Source organism: Pseudomonas sp. P5_B3, from assembly GCF_056400405.1.
The window spans coordinates 1-24,858 of the sequence record NZ_JBFULI010000073.1; the positions used below are offsets into that span (position 1 = coordinate 1).

A 24,858-nucleotide genomic window follows, 5' to 3' on the forward strand; every position below is an offset into this window, starting at 1 on the left:
GTGCAGGGCTCGAGATTTGCCAGGTGCTGCATGAGCGTTACCCGATTGAATTTTTTTCGGTACAGCTCGTGACCACGATCATCCTGTGCATGTAGATGAAAGGTGTGTTTTCCCAGATCGATGGCGGCAATAGCTACTTTGCTCATGGCAATGATCTCCGATAAGCCCCCTGTGAAAGCTTAGTGGTCGATCACAGGGGGCGGCGGGGGTAGCCATTTCATTAGGGAATTGTTTTGCCCACAGACTTTGGGTTTGATCCAAAGTCTGTGGGCTGTGCCGTCAAGTCACCCGCGGTGACGACCGCGGAAGTAGTTGATCAGCCCTTGGGTCGAGGCGTCCTCGGCCGGGGTTTCTTCGCTGCCGACCAGGCGGTTGTAGACGCCTTTGCCCAGCTCCTTGCCCAGCTCCACTCCCCACTGGTCGAAGGCGTTGATGCCCCAGATCACGCTTTGCACGAAGACTTTGTGCTCGTACATCGCCACCAGTGCGCCGAGGCGACGCGGGCTGATGCGCTCGACCACCAGGGTGTTACTCGGACGGTTGCCCGGGATCACCTTGTGCGGCGCGAGTTTGTGCACTTCGGCCTCACTCATGCCTTTGTCGCGCAGCTCGGTTTCGGCCTCGGCCAGGGTCTTGCCGAGCATCAGCGCCTGGCTCTGCGACAGGCAGTTGGCGTACAGCCACTGGTGGTGGTCGGACACCGGGTTGAAGCTGACGATCGGCACGATGAAGTCGGCCGGGATCAACTGGGTGCCCTGGTGCAGCAACTGGTGGTAGGCGTGCTGACCGTTGCAGCCGACGCCGCCCCAGATCACCGGCCCGGTGTCAGTGGACACAGGCTTGCCGTCCTGGCGTACGCTCTTGCCGTTGGATTCCATGTCCAGCTGTTGCAGGTGCTTGGTGATGTTACGCAGGTAGTGGTCGTACGGCAGGATCGCGTGGCTTTGGGCGCCCCAGAAGTTGCCGTACCACACGCCGAGCAAGGCCAGCAGCACCGGCATGTTCTGTTCGAACGGCGCGCTCTGGAAGTGCTGGTCCATGGTATAGGCACCGGACAGCAATTCCTTGAAGTTGGACATCCCGATGGCCAGGGCAATCGGTAAACCGATGGCCGACCACAGCGAGTAGCGCCCGCCGACCCAGTCCCACATCGGGAAGATGTTCTCTTCACGGATGCCGAACGCTACCGCGGCGGCGTTGTTGCTCGATACCGCGATGAAGTGACGATACAACTCGGCTTCCGAACCACCCTGAGCCAGGTACCAGGCACGGGCGGCCTGGGCGTTCTTCAGGGTTTCGAGGGTGTTGAAGGATTTCGACGAGACGATGAACAGCGTGGTTTCGGCGCGCAGCTTCATGGTCAGTTCGTGGAACTCGCTGCCGTCGATGTTCGCCAGGTAATGGCAACGCACGCCTTTCTGGGCGTAGGACAGCAGCGCTTCGGACACCAGCTCCGGGCCGAGGAAGGAACCGCCGATGCCGATGTTGACCACATCGGTGATCGGCTTCTCGGTGTAACCACGCCACAGACCGTCGTGGATACGGCCCACGAGATCGGTGATCTGGTTCAGCACCTTGTGCACTTCGGGCATCACGTTGACGCCGTTGACCGACAGCTTGTCGCCAACCGGGCGGCGCAGGGCCGTGTGCAGGGCCGGACGGCCTTCGGAAGAGTTGACGATTTCGCCATCGAACAGCGATTTGATCGCGCCCTTGAGGTCGACTTCGTTGGCCAGGCCCACCAGCAGATTGCGGGTCTCGGCGTTGATCAGGTTTTTCGAATAGTCGAGAAACAGGCCGCAGCTGCTGAGGGTGAATTGAGTAAAACGCTGCGGATCGGCATTGAAGGCTTCGCGCATGCTGAAATCCTGCATGGCTTGGCGGTGGTCATTCAACGCTTGCCAGGCAGGCAGAGCGGTAACGTCGTGAGGAGTGCGGTAATACGCCATCGCTGCGGGTTTCCTTATTACTTGAACGGCCTTTTGAACACTAAAAACCCCGGAGCGCTGTGGGTGGGCGTTCCGGTCAACTGCGTCGACACGATTTCATGGCGCAGGGCGGATACAGTAAACCCCGCGCAATGATCTGTCTTGCCTTTGTCTGACCTGTTTCCGGTACTTTTTTAACACCAAAGTTAGGAACGGTCCGACAAACGGAAGAGTCAGGACTCGGATCAGGCGACCTGGACCGGAATGGCGTTGCTGGTGTGGCTCAGTTCATTGCCCGGTGCCATGTAGAGCATGCGCGGCTTGAAGTTGAGCAGTTCGGCTTCGCTGTAATGAGCGTAAGCGCAGATGATCACGCGATCGCCGACCTTGGCCTTGTGCGCCGCGGCGCCATTGACCGAGATCATGCGCGAACCTTCTTCGCCACGGATGGCGTAGGTGGTGAAGCGCTCGCCGTTGTCGACGTTGTAGATCTGGATTTGTTCGTACTCGCGGATGCCGGAAAGGTCCAGCCATTCACCGTCGATGGCGCAGGAGCCTTCGTAATCGAGTACAGCGTGGGTGACTTCGGCGCGATGCAGCTTGGCTTTGAGCATGATGGCGTGCATGAGTATTTCCCAGGTCGGCGGGCAAAATGGCCCGAAGGGTTTGTGGGGGCAATGCGTTATATGTGGGCGCAGCAGAACCCCTGTGGGAACGAGCTTGCTCGCGATGAGGGCATGACATTCAGCATTTTCAGTGACTGTTAGTACGCCATCGTCGGAACGCCGCCCGGAGCAGGCTCGCTCCCACAGGTTTTTTAGTGTCTAGAGGGGCGCGTCGAGGTTCAGGTGCAGGTTGTCGATCAACCGCGTCGTACCCAGGAACGCCGCCACCAGAATCACCAGGTCACGATCCTGCGCCGTCGCCGGGCGCAAAGTCAGGGCATGGCGAATTTCCAGATAGTCAGGGCGCAGGCCGGCTGTTTCGAGCTGTTTGATCTGCGTGCCGATCAGCGCCGGGTAGTCGCGTTCGCCCTGCCTGATCGCCTCGCCGATCGCTTTCAGCGTGCGGTAGACCACCGGTGCCACAGCGCGTTGCTCTTCGTTGAGGAAGCCGTTGCGCGACGACAGCGCCAAGCCATCGGCCGCCCGTACGGTCGGCTCACCGATGATCTGGATCGGCATGTTCAGGTCATGAACCAGCGCGCGAATCACCGCCAGTTGCTGAAAGTCTTTCTCGCCGAAAATCGCCAGGTCCGGCTGGACCATGTTGAACAGCTTGCTGACAACCGTCGCCACGCCTTCGAAATGCCCCGGCCGGCTGGCGCCGCACAGGCCTTCGGACAATTGCGGGACACTGACGCGGGTCTGGCCGGTCATTCCGCCGGGATACATCTCCTCGACGGTTGGCGCGAACAACAAATGGCAACCGGCCTGGAGCAGTTTTTCCTGGTCGGCGGCGAGGGTGCGCGGGTACTTGTCGAGGTCTTCGCCAGCACCGAATTGCAGCGGATTGACGAAAATGCTCGCAACCACGAAATCTGCCCGTTGGGAGGCTTTGGTCACCAGGGCAACGTGGCCGCTGTGCAGGTTGCCCATGGTTGGCACAAAGGCGATGCGCTTGCCTTCGCTACGGGCACGGGCCACGGCGGCCCGCAGTTCGCGTACGGTTTTTACGGTGTTCATGCAGAGAATCCGTGTTCGATCCCAGGGAAGGTCGCCGCTTTGACTTCAGTCACGTAGGCATTCAACGCATCTTCAATGCTGGTCTGGCCAGTCATGAAGTTTTTTACGAATTTTGGCAAGCGGCCGGTAATGGACAGCCCCAGCATGTCGTGCAGAACCAGCACCTGGCCATCGGTGCGATTGCCGGCGCCAATACCAATCACCGGTATCTTCACCGCCTGGGTGATTTCTTCTGCCAGTTCGCTCGGGACGCACTCGAGCAGCAACATTGCCGCACCAGCCTGTTCCAGGGAAATCGCGTCGGCACGCATCTGCCGGGCCTGGTTTTCATTGCGACCCTGGACCTTGTAGCCGCCAAGGATGTTCACCGATTGCGGCGTCAGGCCCATGTGCGCGCAAACAGGGATACCGCGTTCGGCCAGCAGGCGGATCGAATCGGCCAGCCACAACGCCCCTTCAACCTTCACCATATGCGCGCCGGCCTGCATCAACAGCGCGCTGTTGGTCATGGCTTGCTCGGTGGTGGCGTAGGCCATGAATGGCAGGTCGGCGAGGATCAAGGCATCGCTGTTACCGCGTTTGACGGCAGCCACGTGGTAAGCCATTTCGGAGGTGGTGACAGGCAAGGTGCTGTCGTGGCCCTGCAAAACCATGCCGAGGGAGTCGCCCACCAGCAGCACTTCGACACCAGCCTGATTGCAGGCGTGGGCGAAGGTCGCGTCGTAGCAGGTCAGCATGGTGATCTTTTCACCTTTTTGCTTCAGACCTTGCAGGGTGGTCAGGGTGATGGCTGGCATGAAAAGTTCCTCATTCAGGCGCTGTGGAAACTACTGCGAGTAACGCGCGTGATTCTTCGTTAAATACAGGCGCACGCTCTTTTGTCGTGCTTTTAAGGCCTGGATTGCGCCCTTGAACGCCGTGTAGGCGGCAGCGGGACGCCTATAGTCGTGAGGAGAACGAGGGAAGTCAATTGCGTGTGTTACCGCATTGTTACGGGTGGGGTGTTACCGGGGTAACTGATGCGATTCAGCAGCAGATCTTGTGTCTGGCCCAAGATCCCCTGTAGGAGCGAGCCTGCTCGCGATGGCAGTGTGTCAGTCAGCATTTCATTCGCTGACASACYGCYATCGCGAGCAGGCTCGCTCCTACAGGGGATTTTGGTCAATTTTGGGGCAGGCGTTCCAGGCCGACGAACGGGCATGCCTTGAGCAGTTCGGCCAAGGTCCGGCCATCGGCCAGGTGCAGATCCGCAGGGGCCAGTTCCGCCAGCGGATACAACACGAAGGCTCGTTCCTGCATATGGTAATGGGGAACCTTGAGGCGCGGTTCGTCGATCAGGCGATTACCGAACAGCAAGATGTCAAGGTCCAGCGTGCGCGGCCCCCAGCGCTCAAGGCGCTCGCGACCCTGGCCGTTTTCGATGGCCTGCAAGGCATCGAGCAAATCCAGCGCTTCCAGCGTGCTGTCGAGAGCAGCCACCGCATTGGTGTAGCGCGGTTGTCCGGGTAGCAGCGAGTCGCTTTGATAAAAAGCGGAAACCCCAACCAGCGCCGTTTGCGGCAAGTGCGCCAGCGCCTCGACGGCGCTGCGCAATTGTTCGGCGGGGTCAGCCAGGTTGCTGCCCATGCCGATGTAGATGCGTTCCATGGATTACTCGCCCGTGGTACTCGAGGCGCCGGCAGCGCGTTTGCGTTTGGAACCACCGCTGCGGCGGCGTTTGCGCGGGGCGCCGGTGCCTTCGTCCTTGCCGCTGAGGTCGCGAATCATGTCACGGCGCTCGCTTTCGTTGGCGTCCTGGTAGTCCGTCCACCATTCGCCCAGGCCATCGGTCTGCTCGCCGGCGCTTTCGCGTAGCAACAGGAAGTCGTAGCCGGCACGGAAGCGCGGATTGTCCAGCAACAGATCGGCACGCTTGCCGCTGCGGCGCGGCAGGCGTTCCTGCATGTCCCAGATCTCGCGGATCGGCATGGTGAAACGCTTCGGAATCGCGATCCGCTGGCACTGTTCGGCAATCAGCTCGTGCGCCGCTTCCTGCATCGCCGGAATCGGCGGCATGCCACGCTCCTGCAGGCGCAGGACGCGGGCCGGCAGGGCAGGCCAGAGCAGGGCTGCAAACAGGAAAGCCGGGGTGACCGGTTTGTTCTGCTTGATCCGCAGGTCGGTGTTGATCAGGGCTTCGCTGATCAGGGTGTGGGTGTACGTCGGGTTGTATTCCAGTGCTTCGGCGCTGGCCGGGAACAGTGGATCGAACAACTGCAGGTCGACCAGCATTTCAAACGTATCGGCGGCATGACCGGAGAGGAACAGCTTGAGCACCTCTTCGAACAGGCGGGCCGACGGAATCTCGCGCAGCATTGGTGCCAGGCCGCGGATCGGCAGGGCGCTGTGTTTTTCGATGCCGAAGTTCAGCTTTGCGGCGAAACGCACGGCCCGCAGCATCCGTACCGGGTCTTCCTGGTAGCGTTGCGTCGGATCGCCGATCAGGCGGATCAGGTGATTGCGGATGTCGTGTACGCCGTTGGCGTAGTCGAGGATGCGTTCGCTGACCGGATCGTAATACAAGGCATTGATGGTGAAGTCGCGACGTTGCGCGTCCTCTTCCAGGGTGCCATAGACGTTATCGCGCAAGATGCGCCCGCTTTCGTTGCGCGAAGACTGATTGCTGTCTTCCTCGTCTTCGTTCTGCGGGTGATTGGCGCGGAAGGTCGCGACTTCGATGATTTCGCGGCCGAAGTGGATGTGCACCAGTTTGAATCGGCGCCCGATGATTCGCGCGTTACGGAATTCGGCCCGCACCTGCTCGGGTGTGGCGCTGGTGGCAACGTCGAAATCTTTCGGTGTGATACCCAGCAGCATGTCGCGCACGCAGCCGCCAACCAGGTAAGCCTGATAACCGGCGCTCTGCAGGCGTTCAACGATATTCACCGCGTAACGGCTGAATTGCGCCTTTTGCAGCGAATGTTGGCCGCTGTTAAGCACTTCAGGCGTGCTGCGAATGTGTTGCGTAGGACGCTTGGGAGAACGGAATGACTGGAACAGCTTCTTCAGCATGGGATGCACTGTTTGAAGGAATATTCGGCCATAACAGAAGAATGACCGCATGATGGGCGGGGATTCTAGCATTTAGTCGGGGGATGGTGTAGGACACAGCAGATATGAGCTGTAGGCCGCAGGTTGTAGGAGCGAGCTTGCTCGCGAAAAGCGCAAGAGCGGTGCGGGGTGTCTGGTTTTACGCGTTATCGTTCACGACCATCGCGAGCCAGCTCGCTCCTACGGTAAGCAGGTGCGCAGATTCTGGAATCGCAGAAACCACAAGGGGAGCCGAAGCTCCCCAAGAAGTAGTTGCATGCTCTATTTTTATTTTTGGTTTCGGGCTTCTTGTTTTTGTTGAGTGCCCTCGTCATGAAGCTTTCCTTCATGACCCTCCCAATCGGGAGCCAAGAGCAAACGGATTGCTTTGGTCGCTGAATTGCAGTGATCTTTCGATCCAACCAGTACAGGCTCTGTCTTAAGACAGCTTTTTGTTGTTCTCGGCCTGGTCGTGGGGCAAGCCCCAAATACAACGCCTCTCCAAAAGAATCAGTTAGCTGCGCCTCTCGCCGTCTTGTTTTTATTGTGCGTGAGTCGATTCGTCTTATTTTTATTGTCTTGTGCATTGCTTGTTATTGTTCTTGTACCAAACATATAGCAGGGTGCGTGCCAACTTTTGCGAAACCCAATAAAACAAGGGGTTAGACCGGTCGGTAGGCATTTCGAGGGCCAAAAAAAGCCGGGGCTTCGTTACCGTAAGCCCCGGCTTCTGTTACGTGAAAAAGCTGAGGTAACAGTTTTTTCAGAAAGTCACGTGTTACCCGCACATGAGACAGGTACGGTTCAGCTTTCGCTGGCCACCCCGGTCTTGCGCCGCGGGATGCCCAGGCGCTGACGGCGCTCCCACAGGCATTTGCGGCTGACCCCGAGTTTGCGGGCCAGCTCGGTTTCGGTCATGTGGTCCTGATGCTCGAGTACGAAATGCTGGAAGTAGTCTTCCAGGGAGAGGTCTTCGGTCGGCTCGTGGTTGCTGTTACTGGCATTGCCATTGCCCTGTTGTGGGGGCAGGCCAATGAACTCGTCGTCTTCCAGGTCGCCCAGTTCGATGTCGATGCCCAGCAGCTCGGCGGAAATTTCCGGGCTTTCGCACAGGATAACGGCGCGCTCGACGGCGTTTTCCAGTTCACGAACGTTGCCCGGCCAGGAGTAGTGACGAATGGCTTGCTCGGCATCCGCGGCGAACTTCAGGTCGGTGCGGTTGATTCGCGCACTTTGCCGCGCCAGGAAGGCGTTGGCGATTTCGTTGACGTCCGCACCGCGTTCACGCAGGGCTGGGAGCTTCAGCGCGATAACGTGGAGGCGATAATACAAGTCTTCGCGGAACTGGCCGATCTTCGCCAGGCTCTTGAGGTCGCGGTGAGTCGCGGCGATCAGGCGCACATCGACTTTTTGCGACTGCACCGAGCCCACGCGACGAATTTCGCCTTCCTGCAATACGCGCAGCAGGCGAGCCTGGGCTTCCAGTGGCAGTTCACCGATTTCGTCGAGGAACAAGGTGCCGCCGTCCGCCGCTTCCACCAGGCCGGCGCGCCCGGCGCTGGCGCCGGTGAATGCGCCTTTTTCGTGGCCGAACAGTTCGGACTCGATCAGGCTTTCCGGAATGGCCGCGCAGTTCACCGAAATCATCGGTGCCTTGGCGCGTTTGGACAGGTTGTGCAGGGCACGCGCCACCAGTTCTTTACCGGTACCCGATTCGCCCTGGATCAGAACGTTGGAGTCGGTCGGTGCCACTTTGCGGATCTTGCCGTACAGGTCCTGCATCGGTGGGCACGAGCCGATAATGCCGATTTCACCGTTGCTGTTGTCGGTACCGGATTTTGCCGCGCCGTTGGCGGTTTTGCCGGCAACGGCTTCACCGCCGGCTTGTACCGTTTGTCGGTCACGCAGGATTCGTGCGGCGGCTTGCAGCATTTCGTCATGGTCGAATGGCTTGGCAATGTAGTCCACCGCGCCCATTTTCATCGAATCGACCGCCGAGCGCAGGCTGGCATAGCTGGTCATGATCAGCACCGGCGTGCCCTGGGCGAGCTTGATCAGCTCCGTGCCAGGCGCGCCCGGCAGGCGCAGGTCACTGATGATCAGATCGAACGAGGGAATGGTGAAGCGTTCTTGTGCTTCCTGCACTGATCCGGCTTCGCTGACCTGGTACTGGTTACGTTCCAGCAGGCGGCGCAAGGCGGAGCGGATAATGGTTTCGTCTTCGACGATCAAAATGTGCGGCATTGATTCGATACTCTCGACGGTCTCAGTTCACAGCGGACGTCGCTTCGACATGACGCGGCAAAGTAACCCTGATTCGGGTGCCGCGTTGGCTTTGAACATCAGCCGGGCTGTCGATGGTGATTTGTCCATAATGCTCTTCAACGATGGAATAGACCAGTGCAAGGCCCAGACCGGTGCCTTCGCCAGGGTCCTTGGTGGTGAAGAAAGGTTCGAACAATCGGTCCATGATGCTCGACGGAATACCGCTGCCTTCGTCTTCCACGATCAGATCGACCGTGTGTTCGCCGGCTTCGCTCTTGACCCGTACCGCACTGCCGGGAGGCGAGGCGTCACGGGCGTTTGAAAGCAGATTGATCAATACCTGGGCGAGCCGTTGCGGGTCGCCTTCGACCCAGTGTTCGGGGTCGCACAGGTTGTAGAACTGCACTTCGAAATTGCGTCGGTTCAGGGCCAGCAGGCCGATGGCATCCTGAGCCACTTCGGCCAGACAGACGGGCTCGTCGCTGTGCTGATGGCTGCCGGCATGGGCAAAGCTCATCAGCGACTGGACGATGCGCGACACGCGTTTGGTCTGCTCGAGGATCTGGCCGCTGATTTCCTTCAGCTCGCCGTCTTCTTCACGTTCTTCGCGCAGGTTCTGCGCCAGGCACGCGATACCGGTGATCGGGTTGCCGATTTCATGGGCCACGCCGGCCGCCAGTCGACCGATGCTGGCCAGACGCTCGGAGTGCACCAGTTTGTCCTCGAGCATCTGGGTTTCGGTCAAGTCTTCCACCAGCAGCACCAGGCCACTGTTGCCTGGTGCCAGGGGTTCGTCGATCGCCGCTTTGTGCAGGTTCAGCCAGCGGGTCTGGCCGTCGAGGGCCAGGTGTTGCTTGTGCAAGTGTTCGTCCGGCAGATTGATGAAGCCTTGCAGCAGTTCTTTCCATGGATCGGCAATGGTGCTCAGTCGCGAACCGACCACGCGCTGCGCGGCGATGCCGGTGAGTTCCTCCATGGCCTTGTTCCACATGAGGATTTCCTGGTCCTTGGCCAGCGAGCAAACGCCCATCGGCAATTCCTGCAGGGTTTGGCGGTGATAGCGGCGCAGGGCATCGAGTTCGGCGGCCAGGCCGGTCAGGCGCGAGTGGTAATCCTCGAGACGACTTTCGATGAAGTGAATGTCTTCGGTGACGTAGTTTTCGCCGCCGGCCTTGTAGGGCAAGAAGGTTTCGACCATGTCCTGGGCCACACTCGGGCCCATCAGGCCGGAGAGGTTGGCCTCGATGCGGTCACGCAAGCGGCGCAGGGCATACGGTCGACGCTCGTCGAAGGGCAGATAGAGATCGCGCAGGGCCTGTTCCACTTCTTTCTGCGCAGCTTTTGCACCCAATGGTTTTGCAAGCTGTGTAGCGAACTCCTGGGGCGAGGCGGCGTGCAGTTCCCGGCGTTGCGGGCGGCGCACGTTATCCACGGCACAGGCTTCGGCTGCGCTGGCCTCTTCGGTGCTGGCATTGGTGAACAGCGAGATCAGGGTGAACATCAGCACGTTGGCCGCCAGCGAGGCAATTGCCGCCATGTGCCAGCTGGTGTCGTCCAGCACGTAGATCATGTTCAGCAGCGGAATGTAGAAGCCTTGCAGGTTGCCGACCAGCGGCAACAACATGGTCACCAGCCACACCAGGATTCCCGCCAGCAAACCGGCGATGAAGCCGCGACGGTTGGCGGTCGGCCAATACAGGACCGAGAGCACGCCCGGCAGGAACTGCAACGTGGCGACGAACGCGACAATGCCGAGGTTGGCCAGGTCCTGGTCGGCACCGAGCATCAGGTAGAAGCCGTAGCCGGCCATGATGATCGCGACGATCAGTGCCCGGCGGGTCCACTTCAGCCAGCGGTAGATGTTGCCTTCGGCCGGTGGTTGATACAGCGGCAGCACCAGGTGGTTCAAGGCCATCCCGGACAGCGCCAGCGTGGTGACGATGATCAGGCCGCTGGCAGCGGACAGCCCGCCGACATACGCCAGCAACGCCAGCGCCTTGCTGTTGGCGGCGATACCGATGCCCAGGGTGAAGTATTCCGGATTGGTGGTAGCGCCGAGCTTCAGTCCGGCCCAGAGAATCAGCGGCACCGCCAGGCTCATCAGCAGCAGGAACAGCGGCAGGCCCCAGCTCGCACTGACCAGCGAACGCGGGTTGAGGTTCTCGGTAAAGGTCATGTGATACATGTGCGGCATCACGATGGCCGAGGCGAAGAACACCAGCAACAGCGTACGCCACGGGCCTTCCTGCAAAGGCGTGTGGAGGGCGGCGAGGGCGGTCTGGTTTTGCAGCAGCCACAGCTCAAGCTGTTGCGGGCCGTCGAACACGCCGTAAAGCGCATACAGTCCGACACCGCCGAGGGCGATCAGCTTGATCACCGATTCGAACGCAATCGCGAACACCAGGCCTTCATGCTTTTCGCGGGTGGCGATGTGGCGGGAGCCGAAGAAAATCGTGAACAGCGTAATCAATGCGCAGAAGCTCAGGGCCACGCGATTCTGCACCGGCTCGCGAGTGAGGATACCGATGGAGTCGGCGACCGCCTGAATCTGCAAGGCCAGCAACGGCAATACACCGACCAGCATGAAGATCGTGGTCAGCGCTCCGGCCCAGGTGCTGCGGAAGCGGAAGGCAAACAGGTCGGCCAAAGACGACAGTTGATAGGTACGGGTGATCTTCAGGATCGGGTAGAGCAACACCGGCGCCAGCAGAAATGCCCCGGAAACGCCCAGGTAGCTGGACAGAAAGCCGTAGCCGTACTGATAGGCCAGGCCCACGGTGCCGTAAAACGCCCAGGCACTGGCGTAGACGCCCAGTGACAGGGTGTAGGTCAGCGGGTGGCGAATGATCGCCCTGGGGATCATGCCCCGTTCACTGATCCAGGCCACACCGAACAGCACCGCCAGGTACGCGGCGCTGATCAGGATCATCTGGGTCAGGCTAAAGCTCATCGGCATCTTTTTGGCTCTGCAGGATGAAGGTCACGACGATCAGAATCAGCCAGAGCAGATACGGGCGATACCAGGCGCCAGTGGCGTCGATCCACCAATCCATGATGGCCGGGGAAAACAGGTAAATCCCCACTACCAAAAGCAGGACCAAGCGATAGATGTACATCCCGGCCTCTCTTTTTTATGCGCGTGCCCGAAAACGTGCGGCGATGGTAACGGATGGGCGCGCCACTGCAAGTGCGATCACAATAGCTGTGCCTCGGGCAGGCTCAGTGTGCGCGGGATCAACGCGGCATCCCAGTGGGCAATGCCCCAGTTCAGCACTTCCCGTGGCGTGGCGTACGCCAGTTCGGTTCCCGGGTTCTGTCCCAGCGCGCGCAGCGCCCGCAGCAACAGGGGGGTTGCCTGATCCTCGGTCAACGGCGGCGAACGATAGGATTTACCGAGTTTATTGCCATCGGGCTGGGTAATCAGCGGGATATGCAGATAACGCGGCTGCGGCAGGCCGAGCAACTCTTGCAGGTAGAGCTGGCGGGGCGTGGAGTCCAGCAGGTCGGCACCTCGAACAATATCGGTGATGCCCTGCCAGGCATCGTCCAGGACCACGGCCAATTGATAGGCGTAGAGGCCATCGCGGCGGCGAATCACGAAGTCGCCGACTTCCCGGCCCAGATGCTGACGGTATTCGCCTTGCACCCGGTCGATGAAGTGGTACTCCAGCTCCGGAACACGCAGGCGGATGGCGGCATCGTCGGTGCCATGGCCGGCATTGCGGCACAGCCCCGGATAAATTCCGTGATAGGGCTCCAGCTGTTTGCGCGAACAGGTGCAGGCGTAAGCCAGGCCGTGATTGAACAGGCGATTGAGCACCTCGGCGTAGGCATCGTGCCGCTCGCTTTGACGAACCAGATCGCCATCCCACTCGAAGCCATAGCTTTCCAGAGCCTTGAGAATGGCCGCCTGGGCGCCGGGTTCCTCGCGGGGCGGATCAAGGTCTTCCATGCGCATCAGCCAGCGTCCGCCGACTGAGCGTGCGTCGAGGTACGAGGCCAGCGCGGCGACCAGCGAGCCGAAGTGCAGGTGGCCGCTGGGGGTGGGGGCGAAGCGCCCGATGTAGGGGGTGTTGGCGGTCATGGATGCATTTAAAGCCAAAAAAACATCAGAAACAAAAACGGAGCGTTCGCACGCTCCGTTCTTCGTTCAAGTCGCAAGTTATTTACCGACTTGCTTTTCCTTGATTTCCGCCAGGGTCTTGCAGTCGATGCACAGGTCGGCGGTAGGACGCGCTTCGAGGCGCTTGACGCCGATCTCGATGCCGCAGGATTCACACCAGCCGTACTCTTCGTCTTCGATCAGCTGAAGTGTCTTGTCGATCTTCTTGATCAACTTGCGTTCACGATCGCGGGCACGCAGTTCGAGGGCGAATTCCTCTTCCTGGCTGGCACGGTCTGCCGGATCAGGAAAGTTGGCCGCTTCGTCCTTCATGTGGTCCACGGTCTTGTCGACACCTTCCATCAGCTCTTTTTTCCACTGATTCAGGACCTTGGTGAAGTGCTTGCGCATGGGCTCGCCCATGTATTCTTCACCGGCTTTCTGAACATAGGGCTCGAAGCCGCTGATCGCCTGATTTTGCTGCTTTGCTTGGGTGGACATGAAATAGACCGCCTCTACTCTTGTAATCCATCTGCGCAGGATTGCTCCATCACCGGCACTTGCCGGCCCTGCGGCTGCAAGCGGGCGAACTTACCAGATCAACTCGGGCCGCGCTACTCCCGGATGTCGAGCTCGCGGCACATGCTGCTTGCAAATGATGACAAACCGTTGTCTGGTGGCTCTGGAACCCTGCTCAATTATTGATTTTAGTCAAACCTTGCGCGCGTGCTTGAGTCGTTTGTGATCGGGGTTACAAGGCCTCTGACCGCTTTAGGTTCTCGCTCGTTCCTGCGCTTGGGTAGAATCGGTTTTTTCTCCGTTGAAGGAAGGCCAATGGCTCAGCCCTACAGTGCCCGCAGTCGCGCGATCGAACCTTTCCATGTCATGGCGCTGTTGGCGCGGGCCAATGAATTGCAGGCAGCCGGCCACGATGTGATCCACCTGGAAATCGGCGAGCCGGACTTCACCACCGCCGAACCGATCATCCAGGCCGGCCAAGCTGCCCTGACGGCAGGGCGGACCCGCTACACCGCCGCGCGCGGCATCCCGGAGCTGCGTGAGGCCATTTCGGGCTTTTATCAGCAGCGTTACGGTTTGAACATCGACCCGCGGCGCATCCTCATCACGCCGGGCGGCTCCGGCGCGCTGCTGCTGGCCAGCGCTTTGCTGGTCGACCCCGGTAAACACTGGCTGCTGGCGGACCCGGGCTACCCGTGTAACCGGCATTTCCTGCGATTGGTCGAAGGCGCGGCACAGTTGGTGCCAGTCGGTCCGGATGTGCGTTATCAATTGACGCCTGGCCTGATCGAGCGTCATTGGGACCACGACAGCGTCGGTGCATTGGTCGCGTCGCCGGCCAATCCGACCGGCACGATCCTGACCCGCGACGAGCTGGCGAAGCTGTCTGTCGCGATCAAGGCACGCCACGGTCATCTGGTGGTCGACGAGATTTATCATGGCCTGACCTACGGCACCGATGCGGCCAGCGTGCTGGAAGTCGACGACAGTGCATTCGTTCTGAACAGTTTTTCGAAGTACTTCGGGATGACCGGTTGGCGGCTGGGATGGCTGGTGGCCCCCGACGCGGCCGTCGGTGAGCTGGAAAAGCTCGCCCAGAATCTCTACATCAGCGCTCCAAGCATGGCGCAGTACGCTGCACTGGCTTGTTTCGAACCGGCAACCATCAGCATTCTGGAAGAGCGCCGCGCAGAATTTGGCCGGCGTCGGGATTACCTGCTGCCGGCCTTGCGTGAATTGGGCTTCGGCATTGCCGTGGAGCCGGAAGGGGCTTTCTACTTGTACGCCGATATCAGCAAGTTCGGTGGCGATGCCTTCGCGTTCTGTAAACATTTTCTCGAAACCGAACATGTGGCATTCACCCCGGGGCTGGATTTCGGGCGTTATCAGGCCGGGCATCATGTGCGGTTCGCCTATACGCAAAATCTCGAGCGTTTGCAGGAGGCGGTCGAGCGAATTGCCCGTGGGTTGCGGAGCTGGCAAGGCTGATGCGTTTTCATCCTCCCCTTGAAGAAGGGCGCCTGATCCGACGTTACAAGCGTTTTCTTGCCGATATCGAAACCGTTGGCGGCGAATTGCTGACCATTCACTGCCCGAACACTGGCTCGATGCTCAATTGTCAGGTCGCAGGCGGGCAGGTCTGGTTCAGTCGCTCAAACGACCCGAAACGCAAGTTGCCCGGCACCTGGGAGGTCGGTGAAACTCCGCAAGGGCGGCTGTTTTGCGTGAACACCGCCCGCGCCAATGGTTTGATCGAAGAGGCGCTGCGAGCGGGCGTCATCACCGAACTGAACGGTTTTACCGGGCTCAAGCGCGAAGTGGCTTATGGTCAGGAAAACAGTCGTATCGATTTCCGCCTCGATTACCCCGAAGGGCCTGCCTACGTCGAAGTCAAAAGCGTGACCCTGGGCTTCGACGGTACGGCGGTGGCGGCGTTTCCCGATGCGGTCACCCAGCGTGGCGCCAAGCATCTGCGGGAGCTGGTGCATTTGGCCAGGGACGGTATTCGCGCGGTGCAGTTGTACTGTGTTTGCCTGACCGACATCGAGGCCGTGCGCCCGGCGCAGGAAATCGATGCGGCTTATGCTCAGGCCTTGCGTGAGGCTATCGCCTGCGGGGTCGAGGTATTGGCTTACGGTGTGCGGTTGAGCCACGAAGAAATGTTGGTCGACCGGCGTCTGGACGTGTTACCGGGTGGTTAAAGGCTGATCCAGATCCCCTGTTCATCCTCGCGGCAGGCCACGCCGGTCAAGGCTTGCCCCGCGCAAGGGCCGGCGACGCATTCACCGTCTTCGATCAGGAACAGTGCGCCATGGGTGGCGCACTGGATCAGGCTGTTGCTGGGGTCGAGAAACTGGTCGGGATGCCACTCAAGGGCAACGCCCCGGTGCGGGCAGCGATTGATGTAGACATAAACCTGCCCGCTACGGCGCACCGCAAAAAACTTTTGGCCGTCGATGTCGAACCCGCGGCTGCTGTCATTGACCAGCTCGGCACCTGCGCAAAGCAACTTCATGTCTGTCCTCGGTCCCGCTGCTCGTGACCGGATATGTCCAAGCTTGAGGGTTGAATGCTATCAAATGGCTGCCTCGCCCGTGGAATCCTTTGAAGGAAGCTGCGCCTGACCCTGTCGGTACTTTTCCTCAGGCAAAAAAAGACCCGGCAAGAGCCGGGTCAAATAACCGTGATTAGCCTGATGAGGAGATAATCCGAGAGTCCGAACCAAGGGCTTTTCAGAATATCGACCAGTCTCGCGACCAGTTGTGATAATAATATCGATTCTCATTACCAAGTCAATCGCTGTTTTTCGAATTCTTTGCGATTTTCCGGATTTGCGTCTGCAGGCCCCGTAATCATTGGGTTTCAGGTTGCAAAGCTTCAGAAATATTTGTCGGATCAAATCTTGTGGCGTGTAGAGATGGCTTCCAGTTGTTTGTTCAGCGCTTCCTTGCGCTCGGCAGGAATGTCGTTCCAGTGAACGTCCATCAGGGCGCCTTCAATTGCGTACAACAACACCTTGGACGCCCGAAAACCGCGCGTGCGCACGGCCCGATAAGCATCCACCGCCCCGAGGCGACGCAAGTCCGACGCGCTATGGATGCCCACGGCATGCAGCCATTGCGCTGACGTCTTGCCAAGATTCTTCAGGTGTTGCAGTTCATCATTCATCAAGCCTCCTTGCGATGGCCGAATGGAGAGCGTGGGCAATCTTCTGAGGAGTGTAGCCATCAGTAGGAAACGCGTGATTGTTTGCTCGTTTTCGACGCAAACGCTTCTAAGAAACGAGTATTGGCAGAGTGTGAAATGTCCGCGAACGCGGGAGGAAAAAGTGGGGAATAATCAGGAATTACGGGTGAGCAACCCTCAGTCCAGCGCAGCGAGGGGCGCTGGACGTGTCAGTCAGCGACGTGGTCAGCGAGTGCGATAACGCAATCGCGTGCCGAAGTTCATCGACATCAGGATTTCGTCAGCGCTGAGTTCCACGGGAAAGTAGGCTCCGGAGATTTGCGCGTGGGCCAGGCTCGCGCCTTCCAGGTTCGCTTTGCTGAAATCAATGCCGCGCAAGTCGGCGGAACGGAAGTAGGCGTTGCTGAAATCCACACCGTCGGCATTCAGTTCGCGCAGGTCCAGCCCTCGGAAATCTCCACCCGCCATGTCGATGGGGCCATCCTTGGGACGTTCACTGTTGAAGCCTCTGATGTCGTCTTTGTGCAGCAGGGCATAAAGCGGTGTGTCGAGAAGTTTCGGCTGGCTCATGTCGCATCACCTGATGGTTTTATGACGCCAGTATAGTGCCACTATTTGACAGTCGTGAAGCCAGTGCGGGCCTCACGACTGAAATAGTTTCTTACAGGCCTGGCAGGCGCTGGCGAATTTGCGCGACAACGGTATCGAGCGTCCCGCTTTCATTGGTCTGGACGCGCTTGCTGCAGAGGATTTCTGCGGGCGTCAGCGCTTCACGGCTGGCTTGCTGGGCTGCGATAACAGCCAGGGTGGCATCGGACGGGTCTTTCTTGTCTGCCTGACGCACGGCCAGCCAACTCTCGATCACGGCCTGTGGCGCATTGCAATCGAGGATCAGGAAGGGTGCGCCTGTGGCTTCGGCAACCTTCGCGGCACTCTCGCGCTGATCACGCTTGAGGTAAGTGGCGTCGACCACCACCGGGAAGCCCGCACGCAGGATGATGTCGGCGATTTCATGCAGGCGGGCATAGGTCGCCGCGCTGGCGTCGGCACTATAGATGCCGGCCTGTACGTCATTCTCGACGGTTTGCTCGCCAAACAGACGTTTGCGTTCGACATCGGAGCGCAGGCGAATCGCGCCCAGGGCTTCGACCAGACGCATGGCGACATGGCTCTTGCCGACGGCGGAAACACCGTGGGTAATGGCCATGAAACGCGAAGGAATGGTGCTGTAGCTTTCCGCCAGGTTGGCGTAGTTGCGGTACTGGCGCAGGGTTGTGGCGCGTTGCACCGCAGTGGCGTCGGCCGGCATGCTGAACAGGGCAACCTTGGCGCGAACCAGTGCGCGGTAGGCTTTATAGAAGTTCAGCAGTTCGAGGCCGCGATAGTCACCGGTCAGCTCCAGGTACTGGCTGATGAAGCGGCGCGCCAGGCACTTCAGGCCGCGATCTTCCAGGTCCATCGCCAGGAAGCCGGTGTCGGCATAAACGTCGGTAAAGCGAAACGGTTCGTTGAATTCGATGCAGTCGAAGATCACGACCTTGCCGTCGATCACGGTTGCGTTACCCAAGTGGATATCACCGTGGCATTCACGAATGAAGCCTTCGGCCTTGCGCTGGGCGAACAACGGTTTGAGGCGTTCGAAGCTGCTTTCGGCCCAGGCTTGCAGGGCGTCGAGTTGCAGCAGATCGGCTTTGTCGCTGAGGAACGGACGAATCTGTTCGAAGTTCTGCCGCACCGGCGCCATGACGCTGTCCGGGGTGCCAGCTTCGTGCCCGGCCGGCACTTTCGGTGCGCTGAGGTGGAAGCGGGCGATTTGCTCGGCCATCTCGTCGATGTGCGCGGTGGTCAGTTCGCCATTGGCTTGAAGGGTGCTGAGCAAGCCGTTTTGCGGGAACTGGCGCATCTTCAGTGCATATTCAATGGCCGGGCCTTCACCCCCCAGTTGCGGAGCCTCGGCACTGCCGGTGACGGGCAGCACTTCGAGGTACAAATCGTCGGTCAGACGCTGGTTCAGGCGCAGTTCTTCGGCGCAAAAGTGTTCGCGAGCCTCAAGGCTGGTGAAGTCGAGAAAGCCGAAATTGACCGGCTTCTTCACTTTATAGGCATAGGGACCAGTGAGCAGTACCCAGGAAATATGGGTCTCGATGACCTGGAATCCGTCTACAGGGTGCGGGTAGAGGGCAGGGTTTTGCAGGGCAGCGATCAGGGACTGGCTCACAGGCGATCCTTCAGAGTCTGGGAAATTCAAGGCCGTCATTATGGCTGCAAGTCCGCTTGACGCAAACCTCGGAGCGCTCCTGTTGAGGATGAATAAAGTGCGTATAATCCGCCGCCATGACTCGTACTCGAACTCCCCGCACCCCGAAAAAACCACCCTCCAGGGGCCTGCGCCCGTGGCTGGGCTGGGCCATTAAACTCAGTCTGGTCGCCCTTGTGGTGCTGGCCGGATTCGCCGTTTACCTTGATGCAATCGTCCAGGAGAAGTTCTCCGGCAAGCGCTGGACCATTCCGGCCAAGGTTTACGCGCGTCCGCTCGAGCTGTTTGTCGGACAAAAGCTGAGCAGGGATGATTTTCTGACCGAACTCGATGCCCTGGGCTATCGCCGTGAAAGCGTGGCCAATGGTCCGGGGGTGGCGTCGGTCAACGGCAATACCGTTGATCTGAATACCCGTGGCTTCCAGTTCTACGAAGGTATGGAACAAGCGCAACCGGTACGGGTGCGTTTCTCCGGCGATTACGTGGCTGAATTGTCGGGCGCCAAAGGTTCGACGCTTTCGGTGGTGCGTCTGGAACCACTGTTGATCGGTGGCTTGTACCCGAAAAACCTCGAAGACCGGATCCTGATCAAGATCGATCAGGTGCCGCCGTATTTGCTCGACACCCTGGTGGCGGTCGAGGATCGTGATTTTTACCATCACTTTGGCGTTTCGCCGAAGTCGATCGCCCGTGCTATCTGGGTCAACGGTTCGTCCGGTCGCATGCGTCAGGGTGGCAGTACCCTGACTCAGCAGTTGGTGAAAAACTTCTACCTGACCAACGAACGCAGCCTGAGCCGCAAACTCACCGAAGCGATGATGGCGCTGCTGCTTGAGGTGCATTACGACAAGCCCGAAATCCTTGAGGCTTACCTCAACGAAGTGTTCATCGGGCAGGACGGCCAGCGCGCGGTGCACGGTTTCGGTCTGGCCAGCCAGTTCTTTTTCAGCCAGCCGCTGGCCGAGCTCAAGCTACATCAAGTCGCACTGCTGGTGGGCATGGTCAAAGGGCCTTCTGCCTATAACCCGCGTCGTTATCCGGAGCGTGCCCTTGAACGGCGCAACCTGGTACTCGATGTGCTGCAAGAGCAGGGCGTCGCGACTGCCGAGCAGGTTGAGGCAGCGAAGAAAATGCCACTGGGCGTGACCAAGCGCGGCAGTCTGGCGGACAGCTCGTTCCCTGGCTTCCTCGATCTGGTCAAGCGTCAGTTGCGCCAAGACTATCGCGACGAAGACTTGACCGAAGAAGGTCTGCGCATCTTCACCAGTTTCGACCCGATCCTGCAGATGAAGGCTGAAGCGTCGGTCAACGACACCTTCAAGCGTCTGGCGGGGCGCAAGGGTTCCGATGACGTCGAAGCGGCAATGGTCGTGACCAACCCGGAGACCGGTGAGGTGCAGGCCATGATCGGCAGTCGCCAGGCCAGTTTTGCCGGGTTCAACCGGGCGCTGGACGCTGTGCGGCCAATCGGCTCGCTGATCAAGCCGGCGGTGTATCTGACTGCGCTGGAGAAACCAAGCCAGTACACATTGACCAGCTGGCTGTCGGACGAATCCTTCTCGGTCAAGGGGGCGGACGGTCAGGTCTGGAAGCCGCAGAACTACGATCGTCGCTCCCACGGTACGGTCTTCCTCTATCAAGGCCTGGCGCATTCCTACAACCTGTCGACCGCGCGGCTTGGTTTGGCGGTCGGTGTGCCGAACGTCCTGAAAACGGTGGAGCGCCTGGGGGTGTCTCGTGAGTTCCCGGCCTTCCCGTCGATGCTGCTCGGCGCGGGCGGCATGACGCCCATCGAAGTGGCAACCATGTACCAGACCCTCGCCAACGGCGGCTTCAATACGCCAATGCGCGGGATTCGAAGCGTGCTGACTGCCGAGGGCGAGCCGCTCAAGCGTTATCCGTTCCAGATTCAGCAACGTTTCGATCCTGCCTCCATTTACCTGATCCAGAGCGCCATGCAGCGGGTGATGCGTGAAGGCACCGGCAGCTCGGTTTACAGCGTGTTGCCAAGGACCCTGACCCTGGCGGGTAAAACCGGCACCAGTAACGACTCGCGGGACAGTTGGTTTGCCGGTTTCAGCCAGGACTTGCTGGCGGTGGTCTGGCTGGGTCGCGATGACAACGGCAAGACGCCATTCACCGGCGCCACCGGGGCCTTGCAGGTCTGGACCAGCTTCATGCGCAAGGCCGACCCGTTGCCGCTGGACATGCCGCAACCGGATAATATCGTTCAGGCCTGGGTTGACTCGCGAACCGGGCAAGGTTCTGACGCTGGTTGCCCTGGTGCCGTGCAGATGCCGTATATTCGCGGCAGCGAACCGCCTCCCGGCGCCGCTTGTGGTGGTGAAAACCCTGCTGAGTCGGTGATGGATTGGGTCAAGGGCTGGATGAATTAAGCAAAGAGGGTTTCAAGTGAACAAGTGGTTGATTCCAGCGATTGCCGCCGTAGCTTTGCTCAGCGGTTGCTCCACCGTACAACGCGGTTCGATTCCGGTCGTGGATTCCGGCACCGCCGTGTCCAATAGTGAGCGGATCTCGGCCAATGGCGGCTTCCGCCAGACGACCGTCAAGCGCCCTGCGCAAGGTCAGTCGCAGACCCAGGCGATACCGCAAGGTGACAGCGGCGTAGTGGTGATGGTGCCAGGCGCGGCAACGACTTCGACGCCGATCAGCACCACACCGATCACCCCGGGTCCGATCACGCCGGGGCCTATCGACACGTCGCCGGTCCAGTCGGCGCCGATCAATCAGGGCAGCTACAGCATGCCGTCGTCGCCAAGCGGGATTCCGTCGGCCAGTTCGGGCGGACTGTCTGCCGACGAGCAACTGGACGGCCCGGTATTGGCCTTGCTGACCACAGCTCAACAGCAACAGGCGGGCGGTGATCTCAACGGTGCCTCCTCCAGCCTCGAACGCGCCCAGCGTGTTGCGCCGCGTGAGCCGCAGGTGCTTTACCGTCTGGCGCAGGTGCGCATGGCTCAAGGTGACGCAGCTCAGGCCGAGCAGTTCGCTCGCCGTGGGCTGACCTTTGCCAATGGCCGTCCTGCCCTTCAGGCCAACCTGTGGGGCCTGATTTCCCAGGCGCGTGAAAAACAGGGTGACTCCCAGGGCGCGGCATTGGCACGTCAGAAGGCCAAGGTAACGCTGTGATGGATGCGCGCTTTCTGAAAATCGCCGATCAACTGTTGTTGATCGAACGCGAGTTGCGAGTGCAAGGGTGGTGGGATGAAGTTTCGCCATCTGTCGAAGCGCTTTCCAGTGTCGAGCCGTTTTCGGTCGATACACTGGATTTCGAGCAATGGCTGCAATGGATCTTCCTGCCGCGCATGAAGATGATCCTTGAGCAGGATTTACCGCTACCCAATGCTTCGGGCATTCAGGAAATGGCTGAAATGGTCTTTGCCGGACGCAATGTCCAGGGCAAGGATCGGGAGTTGCAGGTATTGCTCAAACAGTTTGATCAGTTGATCACAGCGTCTCGCTGAGCCAGAAGCTGCCAGCGTCCGCTGGCAGTTGTCCACAATCTCTCTCTATTTTGTCGGCCATTGCAAGGTAAGTGCATGCGCGTGCCAATTTTTTGCCAAAAGTTGCGCAATCGAAGCTAACACACGGTTGATTTAGAGGTTTTTTCTTGCGTTCTCATGCGCTTACTAGAATAAAGCACATAGACGACTTGACTTGCGAAGGGCGAAACAGAAGAATCCAAAGTCCGCTGTACAGGGACTGCCAGAAGCAGACCCTCTCGGCAGATCATGAGGCGCATATCCGCGTCGACCTGTTACACCCGCAACGCGTTACCTCGCGCTGGGTGGGAAAGGCCCGCAACACTTGGGACGATCCCAATACTTGCTCAGTCAGTGCTGACGTAGTCGGCGACCACCGTCGCTCATGCTCTGCCGAGAAGTAAACCTATTAAGACCCGTCCCATTTTTCGTGGGCGGTATTCTGGCGTTTTAGAGGTGAGCAACGTGGAGCTTTTATCTGGCGGTGAGATGCTCGTCCGCTTTTTGCGTGACGAAGGCGTCAAATATATCTACGGGTACCCGGGTGGTGCTCTTCTTCATGTCTACGATGCCCTGTTCAAAGAACCGGAAGTGACCCACATCCTGGTTCGTCACGAGCAAGCGGCTACCCATATGGCTGACGGCTACGCCCGTGCCACCGGTAAAGCCGGTGTGGTACTGGTGACTTCCGGGCCGGGTGCGACCAACGCCATCACCGGTATTGCCACGGCGTACATGGACTCCATTCCGATGGTGGTCATTTCCGGCCAGGTGCCGAGCAATATGGTTGGCACTGACGCATTCCAGGAAACCGACATGATCGGTATCTCCCGGCCGATCGTGAAACACAGCTTCATGATCAAGCACGCGTCGGAAATTCCGGAAGTCATGAAGAAAGCCTTCTACCTGGCGCAATCCGGTCGTCCTGGTCCGGTCGTTGTCGATATCCCGAAAGACATGACCAACCCGGCCGAGAAGTTCGAATACGTCTTCCCGAAAAAAGCCAAGCTGCGTTCCTACAGCCCAGCTGTTCGTGGTCACTCCGGTCAAATCCGCAAGGCGGCAGAAATGCTCCTGGCGGCCAAGCGCCCAGTCTTGTACTCGGGCGGCGGCGTGATCCTCGGCGGTGGTTCCGCACCACTGACCGAACTGGCGAAGATGCTCAACCTGCCAGTGACCAATACTCTGATGGGCCTTGGTGGCTACCCTGGCACCGATCGTCAGTTCATCGGCATGCTCGGCATGCACGGCAGCTACACCGCCAACCTGGCGATGCACCATGCTGACGTGATCCTCGCTGTCGGCGCGCGTTTCGACGACCGTGTCATCAACGGTGCCTCGAAATTCTGCCCGAATGCCAAGATCATTCACATCGACATCGACCCGGCTTCGATCTCCAAGACTATCAAGGCCGATGTGCCTATCGTTGGTCCGGTCGAGAGTGTCCTGACCGAAATGGTCGCGATCCTCAAGGAAATCGGCGAGACCCCGAACAAGGAGTCCGTTGCCAGCTGGTGGAAGCAGGTTGATGAGTGGCGTGGTGATCGCGGCCTGTTCCCTTATGACAAGGGTGACGGCAGCGTCATCAAGCCGCAGACCGTGATCGAAACCCTGTGCGAAGTGACCAGGGGGGATGCCTTTGTAGCTTCCGATGTGGGTCAGCATCAAATGTTCGCGGCGCAGTACTACAAGTTCAACAAGCCGAACCGCTGGATCAACTCTGGTGGTCTGGGCACGATGGGCTTCGGTTTTCCGGCAGCCATGGGCATCAAGTTGAGCTTTCCGGATGATGATGTCGTCTGCGTTACGGGCGAAGGCAGCATCCAGATGAACATTCAGGAACTGTCGACCTGCCTGCAATACGGTTTGCCGGTAAAAATCGTCATCCTGAACAACGGTGTGTTGGGCATGGTTCGCCAGTGGCAGGACATGAGCTATGGCAGCCGTCACTCTCATTCCTACATGGAATCGCTGCCTGATTTCGTCAAGCTGGCGGAGGCTTATGGTCACGTTGGTGTGCGCATCACCGATTCGAAAGATTTGAAGTCGAAGATGGAAGAAGCGTTCGCCATGAAAGATCGCCTGGTGGTGATCGATATTTCGGTCGATACCAGCGAGCACGTCTACCCGATGCAGATCAAAGACGGCTCCATGCGCGATATGTGGCTGAGCAAGACGGAGCGTACCTAATCATGCGGCACATTATTTCCCTGCTTCTGGAAAACGAACCCGGCGCTCTGTCTCGTGTAGTCGGCCTGTTCTCGCAGCGCAACTACAACATCGAAAGCCTGACCGTGGCCCCAACCGAAGACCCGACCCTGTCGCGTCTGACGCTGACCACCGT

General features: G+C 59.4%; 22 protein-coding genes and 1 pseudogene. 7 read left to right on the forward strand and 16 right to left on the reverse strand.

From position 1 onward, the window contains the following. From AC1DRN_RS27450 to dksA, 12 genes and pseudogenes are all read right to left on the reverse strand, one after another. Window positions 1-146: pseudogene (locus tag AC1DRN_RS27450) on the reverse strand (IS110 family transposase); the annotation flags it as partial. A 138-nt stretch (window positions 147-284) separates the two neighbouring features. Beyond that, the gene (pgi, locus tag AC1DRN_RS27455) at window positions 285-1,949 is read right to left on the reverse strand and encodes a glucose-6-phosphate isomerase (protein ID WP_126047578.1); all 1,665 of its coding nucleotides are present in this window, start codon (window positions 1,947-1,949) and stop codon (window positions 285-287) included. Window positions 1,950-2,173: 224 nt separating this feature from the next. Beyond that, complete coding sequence (gene panD, locus AC1DRN_RS27460; RefSeq protein WP_003228271.1) at window positions 2,174-2,554, reverse strand: aspartate 1-decarboxylase; 381 nt, start codon at window positions 2,552-2,554, stop codon at window positions 2,174-2,176. Window positions 2,555-2,752: 198 nt separating this feature from the next. After that, on the reverse strand, window positions 2,753-3,613 hold the full coding sequence (panC, locus tag AC1DRN_RS27465) for a pantoate--beta-alanine ligase (RefSeq protein ID WP_223463701.1): 861 nt from the start codon (window positions 3,611-3,613) through the stop codon (window positions 2,753-2,755). Beyond that, entirely contained in the window at window positions 3,610-4,410 is an 801-nt protein-coding gene (panB, locus tag AC1DRN_RS27470; RefSeq protein WP_223463700.1) for a 3-methyl-2-oxobutanoate hydroxymethyltransferase, read from the reverse strand. The genes panC and panB overlap by 4 nt, the downstream gene beginning before the upstream one ends. Before the next feature lie 364 nt (window positions 4,411-4,774). Beyond that, window positions 4,775-5,260 carry a 2-amino-4-hydroxy-6-hydroxymethyldihydropteridine diphosphokinase gene (gene folK, locus AC1DRN_RS27475; RefSeq protein ID WP_223463699.1) on the reverse strand — a complete coding sequence of 162 codons (486 nt, stop codon included), beginning with the start codon at window positions 5,258-5,260 and terminating at the stop codon, window positions 4,775-4,777. A 3-nt stretch (window positions 5,261-5,263) separates the two neighbouring features. Further along, window positions 5,264-6,664, reverse strand: coding sequence for a polynucleotide adenylyltransferase PcnB (locus tag AC1DRN_RS27480; protein WP_008050165.1), 1,401 nt, complete (start codon window positions 6,662-6,664; stop codon window positions 5,264-5,266). An 822-nt stretch (window positions 6,665-7,486) separates the two neighbouring features. Next, window positions 7,487-8,926, reverse strand: coding sequence for a sigma-54-dependent transcriptional regulator (locus AC1DRN_RS27485; RefSeq protein WP_223463698.1), 1,440 nt, complete (start codon window positions 8,924-8,926; stop codon window positions 7,487-7,489). A gap of 22 nt (window positions 8,927-8,948) precedes the next feature. Next, the gene (locus AC1DRN_RS27490) at window positions 8,949-11,903 is read right to left on the reverse strand and encodes a sensor histidine kinase (protein ID WP_223463697.1); all 2,955 of its coding nucleotides are present in this window, start codon (window positions 11,901-11,903) and stop codon (window positions 8,949-8,951) included. Further along, window positions 11,887-12,063 carry a hypothetical protein gene (locus AC1DRN_RS27495; protein WP_003176118.1) on the reverse strand — a complete coding sequence of 59 codons (177 nt, stop codon included), beginning with the start codon at window positions 12,061-12,063 and terminating at the stop codon, window positions 11,887-11,889. The genes AC1DRN_RS27490 and AC1DRN_RS27495 overlap by 17 nt, the downstream gene beginning before the upstream one ends. A 77-nt stretch (window positions 12,064-12,140) precedes the next feature. Further along, window positions 12,141-13,031 (reverse strand): tRNA glutamyl-Q(34) synthetase GluQRS, encoded by an 891-nt coding sequence (gene gluQRS / locus AC1DRN_RS27500; protein WP_223463696.1) that lies wholly within the window; start codon window positions 13,029-13,031, stop codon window positions 12,141-12,143. A gap of 78 nt (window positions 13,032-13,109) precedes the next feature. Beyond that, on the reverse strand, window positions 13,110-13,550 hold the full coding sequence (dksA, locus tag AC1DRN_RS27505; RefSeq protein ID WP_007971100.1) for an RNA polymerase-binding protein DksA: 441 nt from the start codon (window positions 13,548-13,550) through the stop codon (window positions 13,110-13,112). Window positions 13,551-13,883: 333 nt separating this feature from the next. Between dksA and AC1DRN_RS27510 the strand changes: the two genes are divergently transcribed. Together AC1DRN_RS27510 and sfsA are read left to right on the forward strand one after the other, a co-directional pair. Continuing rightward, complete coding sequence (locus AC1DRN_RS27510; protein ID WP_223463695.1) at window positions 13,884-15,056, forward strand: pyridoxal phosphate-dependent aminotransferase; 1,173 nt, start codon at window positions 13,884-13,886, stop codon at window positions 15,054-15,056. Next, the gene (gene sfsA, locus AC1DRN_RS27515) at window positions 15,056-15,769 is read left to right on the forward strand and encodes a DNA/RNA nuclease SfsA (protein ID WP_223463694.1); all 714 of its coding nucleotides are present in this window, start codon (window positions 15,056-15,058) and stop codon (window positions 15,767-15,769) included. Before AC1DRN_RS27510 ends, sfsA begins: the two co-directional genes overlap by 1 nt. On the opposite strand, the gene AC1DRN_RS27520 is transcribed toward sfsA, so the two are convergent. The 4 genes from AC1DRN_RS27520 to AC1DRN_RS27535 all read right to left on the reverse strand — a co-directional run bounded on the left by AC1DRN_RS27520 (window position 15,766) and on the right by AC1DRN_RS27535 (window position 18,972). Further along, window positions 15,766-16,083, reverse strand: coding sequence for a Rieske (2Fe-2S) protein (locus tag AC1DRN_RS27520; RefSeq protein WP_150757718.1), 318 nt, complete (start codon window positions 16,081-16,083; stop codon window positions 15,766-15,768). The genes sfsA and AC1DRN_RS27520 overlap by 4 nt on opposite strands. Window positions 16,084-16,463: 380 nt before the next feature. Then, window positions 16,464-16,736 carry a TfoX/Sxy family protein gene (locus tag AC1DRN_RS27525; protein ID WP_108216473.1) on the reverse strand — a complete coding sequence of 91 codons (273 nt, stop codon included), beginning with the start codon at window positions 16,734-16,736 and terminating at the stop codon, window positions 16,464-16,466. A 243-nt stretch (window positions 16,737-16,979) separates the two neighbouring features. Then, window positions 16,980-17,324, reverse strand: a complete 345-nt coding sequence (locus AC1DRN_RS27530; RefSeq protein WP_007990076.1) for a pentapeptide repeat-containing protein — start codon at window positions 17,322-17,324, stop codon at window positions 16,980-16,982. Window positions 17,325-17,415: 91 nt separating this feature from the next. Next, a complete protein-coding gene (locus AC1DRN_RS27535) occupies window positions 17,416-18,972 on the reverse strand; it encodes a bifunctional aminoglycoside phosphotransferase/ATP-binding protein (protein WP_223463693.1) in 1,557 nt (518 codons plus the stop codon). A gap of 116 nt (window positions 18,973-19,088) precedes the next feature. Between AC1DRN_RS27535 and mrcB the strand changes: the two genes are divergently transcribed. The 5 genes from mrcB to ilvN all read left to right on the forward strand — a co-directional run. Beyond that, entirely contained in the window at window positions 19,089-21,407 is a 2,319-nt protein-coding gene (gene mrcB, locus AC1DRN_RS27540) for a penicillin-binding protein 1B (RefSeq protein WP_223463692.1), read from the forward strand. Between the two features lie 16 nt (window positions 21,408-21,423). Continuing rightward, entirely contained in the window at window positions 21,424-22,161 is a 738-nt protein-coding gene (locus AC1DRN_RS27545; protein ID WP_223463691.1) for a tetratricopeptide repeat protein, read from the forward strand. Then, window positions 22,161-22,496 (forward strand): YqcC family protein, encoded by a 336-nt coding sequence (locus AC1DRN_RS27550; protein WP_223463690.1) that lies wholly within the window; start codon window positions 22,161-22,163, stop codon window positions 22,494-22,496. The genes AC1DRN_RS27545 and AC1DRN_RS27550 overlap by 1 nt, the downstream gene beginning before the upstream one ends. Window positions 22,497-22,979: 483 nt before the next feature. Further along, window positions 22,980-24,704 carry an acetolactate synthase 3 large subunit gene (locus tag AC1DRN_RS27555; protein ID WP_223463689.1) on the forward strand — a complete coding sequence of 575 codons (1,725 nt, stop codon included), beginning with the start codon at window positions 22,980-22,982 and terminating at the stop codon, window positions 24,702-24,704. A gap of 2 nt (window positions 24,705-24,706) precedes the next feature. Beyond that, the coding region (ilvN, locus tag AC1DRN_RS27560) for an acetolactate synthase small subunit (protein WP_477786855.1) at window positions 24,707-24,858 on the forward strand (152 nt) is incomplete at its 3' end.

Coding starts and splice junctions, on each gene's coding strand:
- pgi (WP_126047578.1), bottom strand. CDS start 1,949: ATGGCGTATTACCGCACTCCTCACGACGTTACCGCTCTGCCTGCCTGG.
- panD (WP_003228271.1), bottom strand. CDS start 2,554: ATGCACGCCATCATGCTCAAAGCCAAGCTGCATCGCGCCGAAGTCACC.
- panC (WP_223463701.1), bottom strand. CDS start 3,613: ATGAACACCGTAAAAACCGTACGCGAACTGCGGGCCGCCGTGGCCCGT.
- panB (WP_223463700.1), bottom strand. CDS start 4,410: ATGCCAGCCATCACCCTGACCACCCTGCAAGGTCTGAAGCAAAAAGGT.
- folK (WP_223463699.1), bottom strand. CDS start 5,260: ATGGAACGCATCTACATCGGCATGGGCAGCAACCTGGCTGACCCCGCC.
- AC1DRN_RS27480 (WP_008050165.1), bottom strand. CDS start 6,664: ATGCTGAAGAAGCTGTTCCAGTCATTCCGTTCTCCCAAGCGTCCTACG.
- AC1DRN_RS27485 (WP_223463698.1), bottom strand. CDS start 8,926: ATGCCGCACATTTTGATCGTCGAAGACGAAACCATTATCCGCTCCGCC.
- AC1DRN_RS27490 (WP_223463697.1), bottom strand. CDS start 11,903: ATGCCGATGAGCTTTAGCCTGACCCAGATGATCCTGATCAGCGCCGCG.
- AC1DRN_RS27495 (WP_003176118.1), bottom strand. CDS start 12,063: ATGTACATCTATCGCTTGGTCCTGCTTTTGGTAGTGGGGATTTACCTG.
- gluQRS (WP_223463696.1), bottom strand. CDS start 13,031: ATGACCGCCAACACCCCCTACATCGGGCGCTTCGCCCCCACCCCCAGC.
- dksA (WP_007971100.1), bottom strand. CDS start 13,550: ATGTCCACCCAAGCAAAGCAGCAAAATCAGGCGATCAGCGGCTTCGAG.
- AC1DRN_RS27510 (WP_223463695.1), top strand. CDS start 13,884: ATGGCTCAGCCCTACAGTGCCCGCAGTCGCGCGATCGAACCTTTCCAT.
- sfsA (WP_223463694.1), top strand. CDS start 15,056: ATGCGTTTTCATCCTCCCCTTGAAGAAGGGCGCCTGATCCGACGTTAC.
- AC1DRN_RS27520 (WP_150757718.1), bottom strand. CDS start 16,083: ATGAAGTTGCTTTGCGCAGGTGCCGAGCTGGTCAATGACAGCAGCCGC.
- AC1DRN_RS27525 (WP_108216473.1), bottom strand. CDS start 16,736: ATGAATGATGAACTGCAACACCTGAAGAATCTTGGCAAGACGTCAGCG.
- AC1DRN_RS27530 (WP_007990076.1), bottom strand. CDS start 17,324: ATGAGCCAGCCGAAACTTCTCGACACACCGCTTTATGCCCTGCTGCAC.
- mrcB (WP_223463692.1), top strand. CDS start 19,089: ATGACTCGTACTCGAACTCCCCGCACCCCGAAAAAACCACCCTCCAGG.
- AC1DRN_RS27550 (WP_223463690.1), top strand. CDS start 22,161: ATGGATGCGCGCTTTCTGAAAATCGCCGATCAACTGTTGTTGATCGAA.